The sequence below is a fragment of the Pseudomonas sp. VI4.1 genome, from assembly GCF_002029345.1.
Classification (GTDB): domain Bacteria; phylum Pseudomonadota; class Gammaproteobacteria; order Pseudomonadales; family Pseudomonadaceae; genus Aquipseudomonas.
Map to the genome: position 1 here is coordinate 26,068 of NZ_MULM01000126.1, position 14,192 is coordinate 40,259.

18 protein-coding genes and 1 tRNA gene are annotated in these 14,192 nt (G+C 59.5%); 11 read left to right on the top strand and 8 right to left on the bottom strand.

Annotation, left to right across the window (positions count from 1 at the left end):
- Positions 1-26: 26 nt before the first annotated feature.
- From BZ163_RS08960 to BZ163_RS08975, 4 genes are read right to left on the bottom strand one after another with little or no spacing between them, the layout of a single operon-like run.
- Positions 27-1,046 carry a LacI family DNA-binding transcriptional regulator gene (locus BZ163_RS08960; protein WP_128870607.1) on the bottom strand — a complete coding sequence of 340 codons (1,020 nt, stop codon included), beginning with the start codon at positions 1,044-1,046 and terminating at the stop codon, positions 27-29.
- A gap of 3 nt (positions 1,047-1,049) precedes the next feature.
- Positions 1,050-2,027, bottom strand: a complete 978-nt coding sequence (locus tag BZ163_RS08965; RefSeq protein WP_128870608.1) for an ABC transporter permease — start codon at positions 2,025-2,027, stop codon at positions 1,050-1,052.
- Complete coding sequence (locus tag BZ163_RS08970; RefSeq protein WP_128870609.1) at positions 2,024-3,577, bottom strand: sugar ABC transporter ATP-binding protein; 1,554 nt, start codon at positions 3,575-3,577, stop codon at positions 2,024-2,026. The genes BZ163_RS08965 and BZ163_RS08970 overlap by 4 nt, the downstream gene beginning before the upstream one ends.
- A 56-nt stretch (positions 3,578-3,633) precedes the next feature.
- On the bottom strand, positions 3,634-4,590 hold the full coding sequence (locus BZ163_RS08975; protein ID WP_128870610.1) for a sugar ABC transporter substrate-binding protein: 957 nt from the start codon (positions 4,588-4,590) through the stop codon (positions 3,634-3,636).
- 462 nt (positions 4,591-5,052) lie between these two features.
- Here BZ163_RS08975 and BZ163_RS08980 point away from each other — a divergent pair, with 462 nt between their 5' ends.
- From BZ163_RS08980 to BZ163_RS08990, 3 genes are all read left to right on the top strand, one after another.
- Positions 5,053-6,144 carry an asparaginase gene (locus tag BZ163_RS08980; RefSeq protein ID WP_128870611.1) on the top strand — a complete coding sequence of 364 codons (1,092 nt, stop codon included), beginning with the start codon at positions 5,053-5,055 and terminating at the stop codon, positions 6,142-6,144.
- 151 nt (positions 6,145-6,295) lie between these two features.
- Complete coding sequence (locus BZ163_RS08985) at positions 6,296-6,586, top strand: DUF1654 domain-containing protein (protein ID WP_128870612.1); 291 nt, start codon at positions 6,296-6,298, stop codon at positions 6,584-6,586.
- A gap of 4 nt (positions 6,587-6,590) precedes the next feature.
- A complete protein-coding gene (locus BZ163_RS08990; protein ID WP_128870613.1) occupies positions 6,591-7,280 on the top strand; it encodes an endonuclease in 690 nt (229 codons plus the stop codon).
- A 130-nt stretch (positions 7,281-7,410) separates the two neighbouring features.
- On the opposite strand, the gene BZ163_RS08995 is transcribed toward BZ163_RS08990, so the two are convergent.
- Entirely contained in the window at positions 7,411-7,776 is a 366-nt protein-coding gene (locus tag BZ163_RS08995) for an SPOR domain-containing protein (RefSeq protein ID WP_128870614.1), read from the bottom strand.
- A 250-nt stretch (positions 7,777-8,026) separates the two neighbouring features.
- Here BZ163_RS08995 and csrA point away from each other — a divergent pair, with 250 nt between their 5' ends.
- On the top strand, positions 8,027-8,218 hold the full coding sequence (gene csrA / locus BZ163_RS09000) for a carbon storage regulator CsrA (protein WP_008028241.1): 192 nt from the start codon (positions 8,027-8,029) through the stop codon (positions 8,216-8,218).
- 210 nt (positions 8,219-8,428) lie between these two features.
- Here the strand turns inward: csrA and BZ163_RS09005 are convergent, their stop codons facing one another.
- Positions 8,429-8,884, bottom strand: coding sequence for a DUF2214 family protein (locus BZ163_RS09005; RefSeq protein WP_128870615.1), 456 nt, complete (start codon positions 8,882-8,884; stop codon positions 8,429-8,431).
- 215 nt (positions 8,885-9,099) lie between these two features.
- Here BZ163_RS09005 and BZ163_RS09010 point away from each other — a divergent pair, with 215 nt between their 5' ends.
- Complete coding sequence (locus tag BZ163_RS09010; RefSeq protein WP_128870616.1) at positions 9,100-9,852, top strand: carbonic anhydrase; 753 nt, start codon at positions 9,100-9,102, stop codon at positions 9,850-9,852.
- Positions 9,853-9,899: 47 nt separating this feature from the next.
- Here the strand turns inward: BZ163_RS09010 and BZ163_RS09015 are convergent, their stop codons facing one another.
- Positions 9,900-10,094, bottom strand: a complete 195-nt coding sequence (locus BZ163_RS09015; RefSeq protein ID WP_128870617.1) for a hypothetical protein — start codon at positions 10,092-10,094, stop codon at positions 9,900-9,902.
- A gap of 110 nt (positions 10,095-10,204) precedes the next feature.
- Between BZ163_RS09015 and BZ163_RS34785 the strand changes: the two genes are divergently transcribed.
- The 5 genes from BZ163_RS34785 to BZ163_RS09040 all read left to right on the top strand — a co-directional run bounded on the left by BZ163_RS34785 (position 10,205) and on the right by BZ163_RS09040 (position 12,321).
- Positions 10,205-10,369 carry a hypothetical protein gene (locus tag BZ163_RS34785; RefSeq protein WP_168187332.1) on the top strand — a complete coding sequence of 55 codons (165 nt, stop codon included), beginning with the start codon at positions 10,205-10,207 and terminating at the stop codon, positions 10,367-10,369.
- A 434-nt stretch (positions 10,370-10,803) separates the two neighbouring features.
- Positions 10,804-11,262, top strand: coding sequence for a hypothetical protein (locus BZ163_RS09025; protein ID WP_128870618.1), 459 nt, complete (start codon positions 10,804-10,806; stop codon positions 11,260-11,262).
- Between the two features lie 305 nt (positions 11,263-11,567).
- Positions 11,568-11,777, top strand: a complete 210-nt coding sequence (locus tag BZ163_RS35495; protein WP_128870619.1) for a hypothetical protein — start codon at positions 11,568-11,570, stop codon at positions 11,775-11,777.
- Positions 11,778-11,811: 34 nt separating this feature from the next.
- The gene (locus BZ163_RS09035) at positions 11,812-12,000 is read left to right on the top strand and encodes a hypothetical protein (RefSeq protein WP_128870620.1); all 189 of its coding nucleotides are present in this window, start codon (positions 11,812-11,814) and stop codon (positions 11,998-12,000) included.
- Between the two features lie 108 nt (positions 12,001-12,108).
- Entirely contained in the window at positions 12,109-12,321 is a 213-nt protein-coding gene (locus tag BZ163_RS09040; RefSeq protein WP_128870621.1) for a hypothetical protein, read from the top strand.
- Between the two features lie 103 nt (positions 12,322-12,424).
- Here BZ163_RS09040 and BZ163_RS09045 read toward each other — a convergent pair.
- Positions 12,425-12,501 (bottom strand) — tRNA-Val (locus tag BZ163_RS09045).
- A gap of 183 nt (positions 12,502-12,684) precedes the next feature.
- Between BZ163_RS09045 and BZ163_RS09050 the strand changes: the two genes are divergently transcribed.
- Positions 12,685-13,968, top strand: a complete 1,284-nt coding sequence (locus tag BZ163_RS09050; RefSeq protein ID WP_128870622.1) for an FAD-binding oxidoreductase — start codon at positions 12,685-12,687, stop codon at positions 13,966-13,968.
- The last annotated feature ends 224 nt before the right edge of the window (positions 13,969-14,192 follow it).

A 14,192-nucleotide genomic window follows, 5' to 3' on the forward strand; every position in this document is an offset into this window, starting at 1 on the left:
AGCTTTTGGTTTCCAGAGCTTTCGATTCAGCGGTATTGGTCAAACACACCGGCCAGCGGCGCCGTCGATTCGCGCAGGACAATACTGGGCGTCACGATCCGTTGATCAGTGGCCATGGCCGGTGTGGCGATCCGGCGCAACAGCACTTCAGCGGCCATCTCGCCCAGTTGCAGAATCGACTGGCCGACTGTGGTCAGCGCCGGATACACATACCGGCTGATCTGGATATCGTCGAAGCCGATTACCGACAGTTCAGTCGGTACTCGAATATTGCGCTCGGCGGCGGCCCGCAGCACGCCGATGCCGATCATGTCGTTGCCGGCAAATATCGCGCTGGGCGGATTGTTTTCCAGCAGGATCGCCGCGGCGCTGTAACCGCCGGTGCTGGTGAAGTCGCTTTCCAGCATGCGTTCACGAGGCACTGCGACACCGGCCTCCTGCAAGGCGCGGCAATAACCGGCCAGACGCATCTGCGCCACGCTGGTATTTGCCGGACCGCCGATGGTGGCAATGTCCCGATGCCCCAACTCCAGCAGGTGCTTCGTCGCCAGATAGGCGCCGTACTCGTGATCGATGCGCACCAGGTCGGCATCGACCCCTTCCAGCCCTCGGTCGACGATCACCATCGGCGTGCGCACGCCGGCCAGGCCTTGCGCCAGTCCCGCATCGCCGCCGGCCGACGCCACGATCAAGCCGTCGATACGCTTCTCCAACAACACCCGCAGGTAGCTGCGCTGCTTGTCCGGGTTGTCGTCGGAATTGCACAGGATCACGCAATAGCCATTGCGCTCGCAGTAATCCTCGATCCCCCGCGCCAGTTCGGCGAAGTACGGGTTGAGGCTATTGGGCACCAACAGGCCAATGGTCGCCGTGGTTTTCGCCTTGAGCGAGCGGGCCACCGCACTGGGCACGTAGTCGAGCGTCTTGATGGCGGCCTCGACCTTGACCCGTACTTCTTCGCTGACTGGCCGGGTCTTGTTCACCACGTGGGACACGGTGGTGTAGGAAATTCCCGCCAGCGCTGCCACATCCTTGATTGTTGCCATGACTCAGGTCCGCCGGCTTGCGCGCTGACTGCGATAAGTATCAAGCACCACCGCCACCACGATGACCGCGCCGGTGATGATGCGTTTGGTTGGTTCGGTCGCGCCGATCTGCGCCAGTCCGGCGGCCAGTACCGAAATGATCAGTACGCCGAAGAAGGTACTGATGACCGAACCGCGGCCGCCCATCAGGCTGGTGCCGCCGATCACCACCGCGGCGATCACTTGCAGCTCCAGGCCGGAGCCGGCATTCGGGTCCGCCGCTTCCAGCCGGGAGATCTGAAACAGCGCGGCGACACCGGCCAGCAGCCCCATCAGGCTGAACACGAGGATCTTGTAGGGTTTGGGATTGATCCCGGCCAGGCGCACCGCCTCTTCGTTGGTGCCGATGCCGATCAGGTAGCGACCGAACACGGTACGGGTCAGCACGGCCTGGGCAATGACGATGATCAGCAAGGCGATAATGAACGACGGCGAAATGCCAAAGACGATCGGGTTGGACAGCCAGGCGAAGGCGTCACCGATGTAGGCCGTGCGCGAGCCGGTCATCTGATACGCCACGCCACGGGCCATTTCCAGCACGCCCAGGGACACGATGAACGACGGGATCCGCCAGGCGACGGTGATCGAACCGGTAATGGTTCCCGCCAACGCCGCGGCGCCCATCCCCAACAGCGCCGCCGGCAATACGCTCCAGCCCCAGCCGAGAATCGCCACGCTGACCGTCGATGCCGCGAGCGCCAGCACCGAACCGACCGAGAGGTCGATGCCGCCGATGATCAACACGAACGTCATGCCGACCGCCAGCACCATCAGGTCCGGGATCTGGTTGGCCAGGGTACTGAAGGTGTCGTACGACAGAAAATGGCTGCTCAGGACCGAGAACAGCGCGACCATGGCCAGCAAGGCACCGGCCAGGCCCAGGTAGGTACCGAGGCCATAGAAGTTGCCACTGCGTTTGCCGGCGGACGTAGCAGTCGTCATGAAAGATCCCTCGGCGCTGCTTCGTTGAGCAGCGCATCACGTTTTTGATAGCCGGCGAATGCGGCGGCGAGCAAGTCATCCTGGGTCCAGCTGTCACGCTCGAACGTGTCGATCAGACGCCCCGCCGAGAGCACGCCGATGCGGTCGCAGATCAGCATCAGTTCGCGCAGGTCGCTGGACACCACCACCAGCGCCTTGCCCTGACGGGTCAACTCGCCGAGCAAGGCATAGATGTCGAACTTGGCGCCGACGTCGATGCCGCGGGTCGGCTCATCGAACAGCATCACCGAGCAGTCGCGCTCCAGCCAGCGACCGATCACGACTTTCTGCTGGTTGCCGCCGGACAACTCGGAGACCAACTGGGTGGGACTGGAACTGCGGATGTGCATGGCGTCGATCTGACGCTGGGCCAGGGCGATCTCGTCAGTGTTTTTGACGAAGCCGCCGCTGGAAATCACCGGCATATTGCCCAGGGCGATATTGGCGCTGATCGATTGGGTCAGCAGCAGGCCTTCGCCCTTGCGGTCTTCGGTGATCAGGGCGATGCCGTGACCGACCGCATCCGCCGGCGAACGGATACTGACGACCCGCGCCGGCGAGCCCAGTGCCACGCTGCCGCTGTCTGGCGTATCAGCGCCGAAGATCAGGCGCAGCAACTCGGTGCGCCCTGCCCCGATCAAACCGGAAATCCCGTAGATCTCGCCGGCCCGCACTTCGAAGGACACGTCGCGAACCTTGTCGGAACGGGTCAGGCCGGTGACCGTCAACGCTGGCGCGCCGATCTGGCGCGGGCCCATGTCGATCTGTTCGCCGAGTTCACGACCGACCATCAAGGTAACCAGCTGCTCACTGTTGTAATTGGCCATCGGCTCGACGCAGACCAGGTTGCCGTCGCGCAATACCGCGATGCGCTGGGCGACCCGTGCCAGTTCTTCGAGGCGATGGGAAATGTAGATGATCGAGACGCCGCGCGCCTGCAGGCGGGTGATCTGCTCGAACAGCATTTCGACTTCGCGGGCGGTGAGCATCGAGGTCGGCTCGTCGAGAATCAGCACATGGCAGTCGCCGATCAGGTTGCGCGCGATCTCGACCATTTGCTGGTGGCCGATGCCGAGTTCGCCGACCAGGGTGTCGGGGTCGATGGCGTCGAGCCCGACCTGGGCCATGGCCGCGATCGCCGCCTTGCGCAATCGCTTGCGGCTGATCCAGCCACCCTGGCTGGGCAGATTGTGCAGAAACAGGTTTTCCGCTACCGACAGGGTCGGCAGCAGATTGAGCTCCTGCATGACCATGCGGATGCCCAGGTCTTCGGCCTGGGTCCGGCTGCCGGGGCGATAATCCTGGCCCTGAAACTGCATCTGGCCGGTGGTCGGCGCCACCAGCCCGCCAATGATTTTCGACAACGTGCTTTTGCCGGCGCCGTTCTCGCCGGTCAGGGCCAGCACTTCACCGCGCAGCAGCGTCAGATCGATGCCGGTCAGGACCGGTTGCGCGTAAGTCTTGCCGATGCCGCTGACCGAGAGGACAGCGTTCGGGGCGAAAACTGACATAAAACTCTCCACGTGCCCGCCCGGACGGGCGAGCACAGTTTGTGGCGCCAGAAGGACTACTGGGTCACCAGCTCTACCGGCGTTTCAATGACGCCATTGACGCCGCTGTCGACTTTCTCACCCTTGATGATCTTCAGCGCGGTCTCGATGCCGAACACCGCCTGCCTGGCCGCGAACTGGTCGGCGGTGGCCAGCACGCGACCGTCCTTGAGCATGGGCTTGATGGCGTTGATGTTGTCGTAGCCGACCACTTGTACCTTGCCGGCCTTGCCGGCGGCACGCACGGCAGACACCGCGCCGACGGCCATGCTGTCGTTGCCCGCCAGCAAGGCCTTGATGTTCGGGTATTCGCTGAGCATGGAGGCGGCAACCTGGTTGCCCTTGTTGATTTCCCAATCACCGGACTGCAAGGAGACGACCTTGATCTGCGCCGCGTCCATCGCATCCTTGAAGCCTGCGGTGCGGGCCTGGGCGTTGGTCGTGGTGGAGACACCTTCGATGATGCCGACTTCGTCACCGGCCTTCAGCTGTTTCGCCAGGTACTCACCCACCAGGCGCGCGCCTTTGCGGTTATCCGGGCCTACGAACGGCACCGTGATGTTTTTGCTTTTGACCACCGCCGGGTCCAGCTGATTATCGATGTTGACCACGGTGATGCCGGCATCCATCGCTTTCTTGATCACCGGCACCATGGCTTTGGAGTCCGCTGGCGCGATGACCAGCGCATTGACCCTGGACACGATCATCTGCTCGACGATCCGGATCTGGTTCGCCGTATCCGTTTCGTCCTTGATGCCATTGGAGATCAGCTCGAACTCGCCGGAATGGTCTTTCTGGTAGGCCTTGGCGCCGTCTTCCATGGTCAGGAAGAATTCGTTGGCCAGGGATTTCATGACCAGCGCGACTTTAGGTTTTTCAGCGGTTTCGGCGAGCGCCGAAGAGACAGGCAACGCGGCGGATGCGGCAGCCAGCATAGCGACAGCAAGAAGACGTCCAGCGAATGGCAGCTTCATGGTTTCACTCCGATCTTATGATTATGGTGAGCAACGCTTGCACTGGCACAGGGTCATCGCGCTCGCCGCTGATCAAGCCATCGGCAGTGCGGCGCAAACGTTTGCGTTAACCGGACTATGCGAATGCTGCCGACATTTGTCAACGACGGCCTAGCGCTGTTTGGTGATTTTGCATGGCAGAGACAGGCATTCTGGTAAATCGGCAATGCCAACCGGCGTCGGGCGCTCGGAGAGCCGAACACGAATGCCACAGCCGTTCGGAAATCCGGACGACCCAATGCTGGTTAGTTTAAAAATGTTTAAAAAATAATGATAAAAATCATTAGGTTACGAGTAATTTCCGTTACAAGGCATGTCTGGTATGAATCCTGCTCCCTCTGGTAAACCCCAGCGTTCAGCTCGCCTTGGGGCGTATCTAGATGAACCTGCATCAGCACCGTCTAACTACAAGAGAGAAAAATAATGACATCTGTTTTCAAGACCTTGGTCCCGGGCGCCTTGGCCCTCCTGCTACTCCTGCCCACCGCCCTTCAGGCGAAAGAAGAAGCGCAGACCCAACAGAAACTGGCCAACGTGGTGATCCTGGCCACGGGCGGCACCATTGCCGGCGCCGGTGCCAGCGCAGCCAATAGCGCGACCTACCAGGCGGCGAAAGTCGGCATCGAACAATTGATCGCCGGGGTCCCTGAGCTGAGCCAGCTGGCCAACGTTCGAGGCGAACAGGTCATGCAGATCGCCTCCGAAAGCATCACCAACGACAACCTGCTGCAACTGGGTCGGCGTGTCGCTGAGCTGGCCGACAGCAACGACGTCGATGGCATCGTCATCACCCACGGCACCGACACCCTGGAAGAAACCGCCTATTTCCTGAACCTGGTGGAAAAAACCGACAAGCCGATCATCGTCGTCGGCTCCATGCGCCCGGGCACCGCAATGTCTGCCGACGGCATGCTCAACCTGTACAACGCCGTGGCCGTGGCCAGCAGCAAGGAAGCGCGAGGCAAAGGCGTACTGGTGACCATGAACGACGAAATCCAGTCGGGTCGCGACGTCAGCAAGATGATCAACATCAAGACCGAAGCGTTTAAAAGCGCCTGGGGCCCACTGGGCATGGTCGTGGAAGGCAAATCCTACTGGTTCCGCCTGCCGGCCAAGCGCCACACCATGGATTCGGAATTCGACATCAAAACCATCGAGAGCCTGCCGAACGTCGAAATCGCCTACTCCTATGGCAACGTCAGCGATACCGCCTACAAAGCCCTGGCGCAGTCGGGCGCCAAAGCCATCATCCACGCCGGCACCGGCAACGGCTCGGTCTCTTCGCGGGTGGTGCCAGCCCTGCAGGCCTTGCGCAAGGACGGCGTGCAGATCATCCGCTCCTCCCACGTCAACGCCGGCGGCTTCGTGCTGCGCAACGCCGAACAGCCTGACGACAAGTACGACTGGGTCGTGGCCCACGACCTGAACCCGCAGAAGGCTCGCATCCTGGCCATGGTCGCGCTGACCAAGACCAACGACAGCAAAGAGCTGCAACGGATGTTCTGGGAATATTGATGCGCCCTCGCCCGACCGGTTCCGGTCGGGCATCGCTCACCACTCGCCCTTTTGGCGAGTGGTTTGACCCCAATAAAAATCTCCGCCGTCCTACATCAAAAGCGAAAAACCGCTGTCAGAGGAATTTCTTGAATTTTAAGTAGTTGCGAAAATGCCTACAGTTAAATACTGTATGCACGTACAGCTTAATAAGGATAATCCTGTGGCCTCTACCCCTGTTTCTCCCGACACCTATGTACGCATGGGTCTTCGCGTGCAGAAAATCATCAACTCCCCCTCCGCGCAAAAAGCCAAAGCCGCCTTGATCTTCCGTCTGCCGGACGAACCCGTGGACGAGTGGGAACAGCTGCTCGAAGAAATCGATGAGAACGACAACGTCACCCTCGCTTATCGCGACGATGGCGGCGTGCAGATTTTCTGGGTTGTGCCGAAGGAAGATTGAGTCGATGAGTGTCCGCTGGTTTGCTTTGCTGTTTCTGCTGATCACCCTTGGCGCCCAGGCGGGCGCCCCACGCACCTTCAGCGAAGCCAAGAAAGTCGCCTGGAAGTTGTACGCCCCGCAATCCACCGAGTTTTATTGCGGCTGCAAATACTCCGGCAACAAGGTCAATCTCGCGGCCTGCGGATATGTCCCGCGCAAAAACGCCAAGCGTGCGTCCCGCATCGAGTGGGAACACATTGTCCCGGCCTGGCAGATCGGCCATCAGCGTCAGTGCTGGCAAGAAGGCGGGCGCAAGAACTGCACGCGCTACGATCCGGTCTACCAGAAGGCCGAGGCCGACCTGCATAACCTGGTGCCGAGCATCGGCGAGGTGAACGGCGATCGCAGCAATTTCAGTTTCGGCTGGCTGCCGGTGCAAACCGGTCAATACGGTTCGTGCCTGACCCAGGTCGACTTCAAGGCGAAGAAGGTCATGCCTCGCCCTTCCATTCGCGGCATGATCGCCCGGACGTACTTCTACATGAGCAAGCAGTATGGTTTGCGCCTGTCGAAACAGGATCGGCAACTGTACGAAGCCTGGAATAAAACCTATCCGGTCGAGGCCTGGGAACGTCAGCGCAACCAGAGCGTGGGCTGCGTGATGGGGCGCGGCAACGAGTTTGTCGGCCCGGTGGATATGAAGGCGTGCGGTTAAGCGTTCGGTGCTGGCGCTGTAGGAGCAAGCTTGCTCGCGATGGACGTCAACGATGACGCATATCGTCTGAATGAACGCGTCGCCCTTGAGGGCTTCGCGAGCATGCTCGCTCCTACAGGGGGGCAGCGTCCTACAGGGGCGCTGTGTGTTCGACGACCAGCAATTCGATGTTCTGTTTTTTCGCCCGGGTGAGCGCCGCGGCTACTTCAGCCTGCTTGGCCTCGGCCTCGGCCCTGGAATTGAATGGCCCGAGCAGAATCCGCGTCTTGCCGTTTTCCTTGACGACACTGGATACGAAACTATGCTCGATCAGCCAGCCGCTGAGGTCGCTGACAGCCTGGGTTATTTCGCCTCGCACCTCCAGATCCCACTGGGGTGCAGAGGCCGCCACCGGTGCGGTCGCCGCTGTTGTCTGCGGCTTTGGCACGTCAGGGCGCTTGCCCTCACCGCATCCCGCCAGTGCCAGTACCGCGATTACCAAGACCATTTTGCGCACAACGCTTCCCTCTGGATGCCTAAAGCGCAGATTTTAGCATCCATGAATACTTCCCGAGTGCCGCAAAATCGACTCAAAACAACGAGAATCATGGTTGCGGCCTCTGTATAGTTACACCTTGGGAATTAATGCAGCATCTGCGCGTCAGAAAGAGGCACCCAAACTGTGAGACTTCGCACTAATCTATATAGACCACCGACCTCTGCACTGTCCGAATCAGGTGCCCCACAAAGCAATCAAGGAGAAGACCATGCTGATACTCACCCGCAAAGTCGGTGAAAGCATAAACATTGGTGATGACATTACGATCACCATCCTGGGCGTTAGCGGCCAGCAAGTCAGGATCGGCATCAACGCTCCGAAAGACGTTGCCGTGCACCGCGAAGAAATTTATCAGCGTATCCAGGCTGGCCTGACCGCCCCGGACAAGCCACAGTCCTGAGTCCTGCTGTAGTCGGTAGCCAGCCCGTTCACCCCGGAACCATGGCTGGCTAGAGATTCATGCCTCGCATCGCCTTTCATTTCTCACATCCTTCTCGATGACCATGGCACCTACGGGCGATGCAGTCGAGAACGTGAAGCCGATCCTGCTTCATACCCTGAATACCAGACGCCTCGGGCTCACCCCGAACAAGCGCGCCCTGGCGTTCGGTTAACCAAAGGTCACGCCCCGCGCCATACCCGTGGCCGCCACCACCATCAGCAACACCAGCATCGCTTCGATATGACTGATCCGTGCAAACAGCTGCGCACGGCCGGTATCGATCGCCGCGCCTCGCGCCCGCGCCCTGCGCCATTTGATCAGCGTCACCATCGGTGCGATTTCCAGCAACAGAATAAGCACGAAAAATGTCATTTTGAGGTGGAACAACGGCTGATGAAGATAATAATCAGCGCCCTTCTCGTACCCGCCAAAAGCTCGCATCCCACCAGTGACCAACAGCACGGCGGCCGAGAGCCCCCACAGATTGTCCGCGATCAATACGCTGCGAGCCTCCCCGGCCCCGGCAACCAGGCGTCGAAGCGCCGTGCCACGGGAGAGCACCGCCCAGAAGCCCAGGGCAAACGCCAAGAGATGAACCGCCGCCAGAACCCAGTGAGCCAGCATCGAAGTACTCCTGTCAGGACGAAATGAATCAGCCTTTCAGTAGTAGCGCATGTCATGAGGGCGTGCATCGCGCAGCAATCTCATCTAACGCTCAAAGCGTCAATCGTCAGGCGGATCGCGGCTAGACTCCACCCCACAAGCGCTGACAGCTCGTCGCTGCACCAGTGCTTGATGCGAAGTCGTTCCCACCCCAACTGACCCGAGTACACAAGATCATGTGTGAATCATGTGATTCAAACGCTATGCAAATCGCGAGTGGTCGTCGTAGGTTTCTTCGGCTGGCCGGTCTGGGCGCAGGCGCCCTGCTACTGGCCGGTGCACTGCCCGACAAGGTCGCCCGGGCTGCCGAGAAAACCGCCCCTCCCCCCAAACCGCAAAACTCGATCAGCCCCGACAATGCCCTGAAAAGACTGATGGAAGGCAATCAACGTTATGTTGCCGGCGATTCCAAGACCCATGACTTCAAGGATGAGCGAGAAGCCCTGGTCTCCGGCCAGAACCCGTTCGTGGCGGTATTGGGTTGCTCCGACTCGCGCATTGCCCCCGAGTACGCATTCGACACCGCCCGAGGCGATCTTTTCGCCATACGTGTCGCGGGCAACTTCGTCACGGACGAGGGGCTGGCCAGCCTCGAATACGCCGTCGCGGTGCTCGGCGCACCCTTGATCCTCGTACTCGGGCACGAAAGCTGCGGCGCCATCGACGCAGGCATCAAAGCCGTCAAGGATCGCACCGTGTTCCCTGGCCATATCCCGAAACTGACCGACGCACTCAAGCCCTCAATCGAGAAAGTGCTCAGTCAACCCGGGAGCCTTATGGAAAACGCCACCGTGCAAAACGTCAAAGACTCGGTGGAGCGCCTGAAACATGCCTCGCCCTTGCTGACCGATGCCCTGGGCAAAGGCTCGTTGAAGATAGTGGGCGGCGTCTATCGCCTGGCGAGCGGCACCGTAGACTTGATCACCTGAGTCGACACGCCGGACGCAAAGAGCCCAGCGCGATGGCTGGGCTCCGGTTATTTTCGGTTTTCCATCATCTTGTCGGCGAGGGCCTTGGCCCTTTCAATCAACAGGTTCTGCCTGTCCTCGTGCGTAGCGCCTCCGACAACGGGTGCCGTCAGGTTGCTTTCTGCAATCAACGCAGCGCAGAAGTACTGATCCCAGACAGTTCGGGTATCAGCGGTCTGTTTGTTGGTTTGATCGGCGATCATAAGCGGCTCCTTTTGATGAGGTAGCCTGGCTAGTTTACGCCCGAATTGCCGATAGCCCGTGTTCCTGAACAAGAATCCGACCGATAAAAAAGGCCGGCTTCGATAGCTTGATGAGCGTCGATTTCCTCGCCGAGCAAGGCCTTGTCGAGGAAGTCTCTGCAGCCGCACTCAAGCGTGTCATCTCCTGGCAAATAGCCGAGGCGATGAAGCTGGAGGCTGAAAGGATTTCGAAAGAGTCAGCCGAATATATTTCTTCAGAATTGGAATATCCGTAACACCCTGCCAAAAAACCGTTTTCAACAAAAATTGCATCTGTGACCTTGATGGGTTCGTCGCTCCCTTTAGTACTTCGGGGCACGCGTCATCGGCGTCGTTCAGGAGCTTCAGGTTGAATTTGCGCATGGCACATTCGCCCTCCTTTGCAGGTTGTGTTGCATGAGAGCCGCTCAGCCTGGCGCAAAGCCCGGCGGCCTCTATCCGGGACCATCGAGCGCAGCATCTCTGGCAGAAACCTGCCGACGAACGGTCTTGAAAGTCCCCCCTTCAAGCCTAAGCTCACGTCATGTCGCAACGACGTTGGGGCCCTGGAAAATCCCCATCCGGCTCGAAGGAGCCGATCTAAAAATAACAACTTCATAACTCAAGAGTTATTGCTTTTTGTGGGCTGAGAGAAAGAGGACTTTTCCAGAGCTTCCTTGGGGTAACAGATATGAAAAACATTATTTTAGCTGCTGCACTTGTCTCTTGTGCGGCACCGATCGCACTTGCCGATATAGGCGCTTTTGCTGGTTTGACTTATGCCTTTGGCGCCAATACCGGCATCGGCTTCACACTTCATGCAACTTCCAGCCGGGATGAAAATAGCGCCATCGCGTCGGCCGGTGTCAGCTACTACCCCTTTGCCGTTACCCCAATGTTCGGGATCCCCGTGGGTGTTGGCTACCAAGGCAAAAATGCAGCGGCTATCGTCAGTTATGACCTCCTGCTTAGACGGTTCGCGATTGCCGGCGGTTACGCCAGCACCCGTGATGACGATGATTCCGATGGTGACTCGGCCAGCACCTCGTCACTCGGCTCATCTGGGGGGTCCCAGTCAGGAACGGGAACCGGTGGCGGTGGCGGTGGCACCATAGGTGGAGGCGGAGGATCAGTTGCAATTATTCAATAGCGGGAGAAGACAGGTGGTGACAAGGATCGGGCTAGAGAGGGAGAATCGTAGCCAGAAACAGGACGCTCCAGGCGTTCACATGACCCGGCGTGAACCAACCCGATACTTTTTGAACGCGCTGTATAAATTCAAGCCAGACAAATAAGGGCCCACCTTTCGGTGAGCCCTTCCAGACCGCCCGGCAGAGGCAAAAAAAAGAACGGTTTTATTTTTCCGTTCCTTTCTGGAAAATCACCCCGCCCCCCTTTTTTACGCTTTTTTCGCGCCCCCCCTTTTTTCGTGCAGGCACTGCAAAAATTCTGACAATGACCAAGAAACGGCCGACAGACACCAGCACAGCAACCGCTGCTGAAATAGAGAGCGCCATCCAGGCCATGAATAAAATGGCTGAACGTCTTTGGGGAGAGGGTCGAGAGACCGAAGCGAAAGCCCTCCTCGATGCCCTGGATGCTCTGAACCGGGCACTGGACCGGATCAGAATCGGCGAAAGTCGCAGGGCCAAGACTCTTCATTGAAAGAGGTACAGCGGACGGAACGAGGGCTGATGGCATGGCGCACTCACTTCAATACCAGATAACCGAATCCGTTCGCGTCGTGGAGATCGAGGTGGGGAAGCTGCTGGATTTGGCAGCCATGCTCAAGGCCGCTGGAAATGACGACTTGGCAACGGCTGTCTCGAGCCAGGCGAACAAGCTTCTTGAAGCCGCGGTAGCACTGCGAATCGCGATGGCCAGCTGAAGTAATGGGCTCGAATGACAACTGACGCCAAGTGAAGGCGGGAAGGATCGTGCGCACTGCAGATTTTTTTGCCTGCTACGCTTTCCTCACTCAAAGGAGGAATCAGCCATGCCTACCCACGACCTCATCCCTTCGCTGATATTCAAGCTCAACGAAAACCAGCTCGCCATTGCGGAGTCCGTCGAGGCGCTCTCCTTCTGGATCGAGCAACTGCATGGCCCCGCCGAGGATGCCGTCAGGATCCGCAGCTCTCTGACCAAGCTCGATGAGAACCTGGAATTCATCACGCGTGGGGTCGCCGAACTGCTGAACGATCGGTGAATCGTTTCGAGCCTCAGCGCTGATGAGATTTTTCCATCGACAACAAAAAAGGGCTCACCTTTCGGTGAGCCCTTCCAGACCGCCCAGCAGAGCGGATTTTGTTTGGTAGGCGCGATTGGACTCGAACCAACGACCCCCACCATGTCAAGGTGGTGCTCTAACCAACTGAGCTACGTGCCTGCTGTGTGGCGGCATTCTACGGAATTCCCGAGGGGTGTCAACACCTTTTTTCGAGCTAACCCTATGAATATGCAAAATATTTAATTTTGCTGCTGCAAAGAAGAATTTGCGGTGGCTGGCGGCCGATTTTTAACTCGGGTAGGATCGATGCACTCGTAAAATATATTAAACAGAGGCTGCAGGATGGCGCACACACCCTACCCCGAGTCCTACTACGCCGCTTCGGCCAATGCGGTTCCGCCGCGCCCGGCCCTGCAGGATGACGTAGAGACTGATGTCTGTGTGATCGGCGCCGGGTACACCGGCCTGTCCTCTGCCCTGTTTCTGCTGGAAAACGGTTTCCGGGTGACGGTCCTGGAGGCGGCGAAGGTGGGTTTTGGCGCGTCGGGGCGCAATGGCGGGCAGATCGTAAACAGCTATAGCCGCGACATCGATGTGATCGAGCGCACTGTCGGGCCCAAGCAGGCTCAGTTGCTGGGGCAGATGGCGTTCGAGGGTGGACGGATCATTCGCGAGCGGGTTGCCAAATATAATATCCAGTGCGACCTGAAGGATGGCGGCGTGTTCGCGGCCATCACCGCCAAGCAGATGGGGCACCTGGAAGCCCAGAAGCGCCTGTGGGAGCGTTTCGGTCACACCCAGCTGGAGCTGATGGATCAACGCCGGATCCGTGAAGTGGTGGCCTGCGATCAATACATCGGCGGCATGCTCGACATGAGTGGCGGGCACATTCATCCGCTGAACCTGGCGCTGGGCGAAGCCGCGGCCGTCGAGTCGCTGGGCGGCACTATTTATGAGCAGTCGCCGGCGGTGCGCATCGAGCGCGGGGCGAATCCGCGGGTGCATACGCCACAGGGCACAGTCAGGGCCAAGTTCATCATCGTTGCCGGCAACGCCTATCTGGGCAATCTGGTGCCGGAGCTGGCGGCCAAGTCGATGCCCTGCGGAACTCAGGTGATTACCACCGAGCCGCTGGGCGAGGAACTGGCCAGGGCCATGCTGCCGCAGGATTATTGCGTCGAAGACTGCAATTACCTGCTCGACTACTACCGCCTGAGTGGCGACAAGCGCCTGATTTTCGGCGGCGGCGTGGTGTATGGCGCGCGGGATCCGGCGAACATTGAAGCGATCATCCGGCCGAAGATGCTCAAAGCCTTTCCGCAGCTCAAGGACGTGAAGATCGATTACGCCTGGACCGGCAATTTCCTGCTGACCCTGTCGCGCCTGCCTCAGGTCGGACGTCTGGGCGACAACATTTACTACTCCCAGGGCTGTAGCGGCCATGGGGTGACCTATACGCACCTGGCGGGCAAGGTCCTGGCTGAAGCGTTGCGCGGCCAGGCGGAGCGCTTCGACGCGTTTGCCGACCTGCCGCATTATCCGTTTCCCGGTGGGCAGATGCTGCGGACACCGTTTGCGGCATTGGGGGCGTGGTATTACGGGTTGCGCGACAAGTTCGGGTTCTGAACGACCGCCAAACCCCTGTGTAGGCGCCCGGCTTGCCGGCGAAGGCGTCGTCATGGGCGCTGCAAGGCTTGAGGCCGCCTTCGCTGGCAAGCCAGCTCCTACAGGGATCAGCGGTGTATCGATGAATTGTGGTCAACGCCACACCCTGTAGGAGCCCGGCTTGCCGGCGAAGGCGTCGTCATGGGCGGTGCAAGGCTCGAGGGCGCCTTCGCTGGCACTCACCG

What these genes read in the sequence shown, in the direction of transcription:
- BZ163_RS09005 (WP_128870615.1), bottom strand. Translation starts at nt 8,884, where the DNA reads ATGCTGGCTCACTGGGTTCTGGCGGCGGTTCATCTCTTGGCGTTTGCC.
- BZ163_RS08970 (WP_128870609.1), bottom strand. Translation starts at nt 3,577, where the DNA reads ATGTCAGTTTTCGCCCCGAACGCTGTCCTCTCGGTCAGCGGCATCGGC.
- BZ163_RS08965 (WP_128870608.1), bottom strand. Translation starts at nt 2,027, where the DNA reads ATGACGACTGCTACGTCCGCCGGCAAACGCAGTGGCAACTTCTATGGC.
- BZ163_RS08985 (WP_128870612.1), top strand. Translation starts at nt 6,296, where the DNA reads ATGCCTACAGTTAAATACTGTATGCACGTACAGCTTAATAAGGATAAT.
- BZ163_RS08990 (WP_128870613.1), top strand. Translation starts at nt 6,591, where the DNA reads ATGAGTGTCCGCTGGTTTGCTTTGCTGTTTCTGCTGATCACCCTTGGC.
- BZ163_RS08980 (WP_128870611.1), top strand. Translation starts at nt 5,053, where the DNA reads ATGACATCTGTTTTCAAGACCTTGGTCCCGGGCGCCTTGGCCCTCCTG.
- BZ163_RS09040 (WP_128870621.1), top strand. Translation starts at nt 12,109, where the DNA reads ATGCCTACCCACGACCTCATCCCTTCGCTGATATTCAAGCTCAACGAA.
- BZ163_RS09010 (WP_128870616.1), top strand. Translation starts at nt 9,100, where the DNA reads ATGTGTGAATCATGTGATTCAAACGCTATGCAAATCGCGAGTGGTCGT.
- BZ163_RS09025 (WP_128870618.1), top strand. Translation starts at nt 10,804, where the DNA reads ATGAAAAACATTATTTTAGCTGCTGCACTTGTCTCTTGTGCGGCACCG.
- BZ163_RS09050 (WP_128870622.1), top strand. Translation starts at nt 12,685, where the DNA reads ATGGCGCACACACCCTACCCCGAGTCCTACTACGCCGCTTCGGCCAAT.
- BZ163_RS09035 (WP_128870620.1), top strand. Translation starts at nt 11,812, where the DNA reads ATGGCGCACTCACTTCAATACCAGATAACCGAATCCGTTCGCGTCGTG.
- BZ163_RS35495 (WP_128870619.1), top strand. Translation starts at nt 11,568, where the DNA reads ATGACCAAGAAACGGCCGACAGACACCAGCACAGCAACCGCTGCTGAA.
- BZ163_RS09015 (WP_128870617.1), bottom strand. Translation starts at nt 10,094, where the DNA reads ATGATCGCCGATCAAACCAACAAACAGACCGCTGATACCCGAACTGTC.
- BZ163_RS08960 (WP_128870607.1), bottom strand. Translation starts at nt 1,046, where the DNA reads ATGGCAACAATCAAGGATGTGGCAGCGCTGGCGGGAATTTCCTACACC.
- csrA (WP_008028241.1), top strand. Translation starts at nt 8,027, where the DNA reads ATGCTGATACTCACCCGCAAAGTCGGTGAAAGCATAAACATTGGTGAT.
- BZ163_RS34785 (WP_168187332.1), top strand. Translation starts at nt 10,205, where the DNA reads ATGAGCGTCGATTTCCTCGCCGAGCAAGGCCTTGTCGAGGAAGTCTCT.
- BZ163_RS08975 (WP_128870610.1), bottom strand. Translation starts at nt 4,590, where the DNA reads ATGAAGCTGCCATTCGCTGGACGTCTTCTTGCTGTCGCTATGCTGGCT.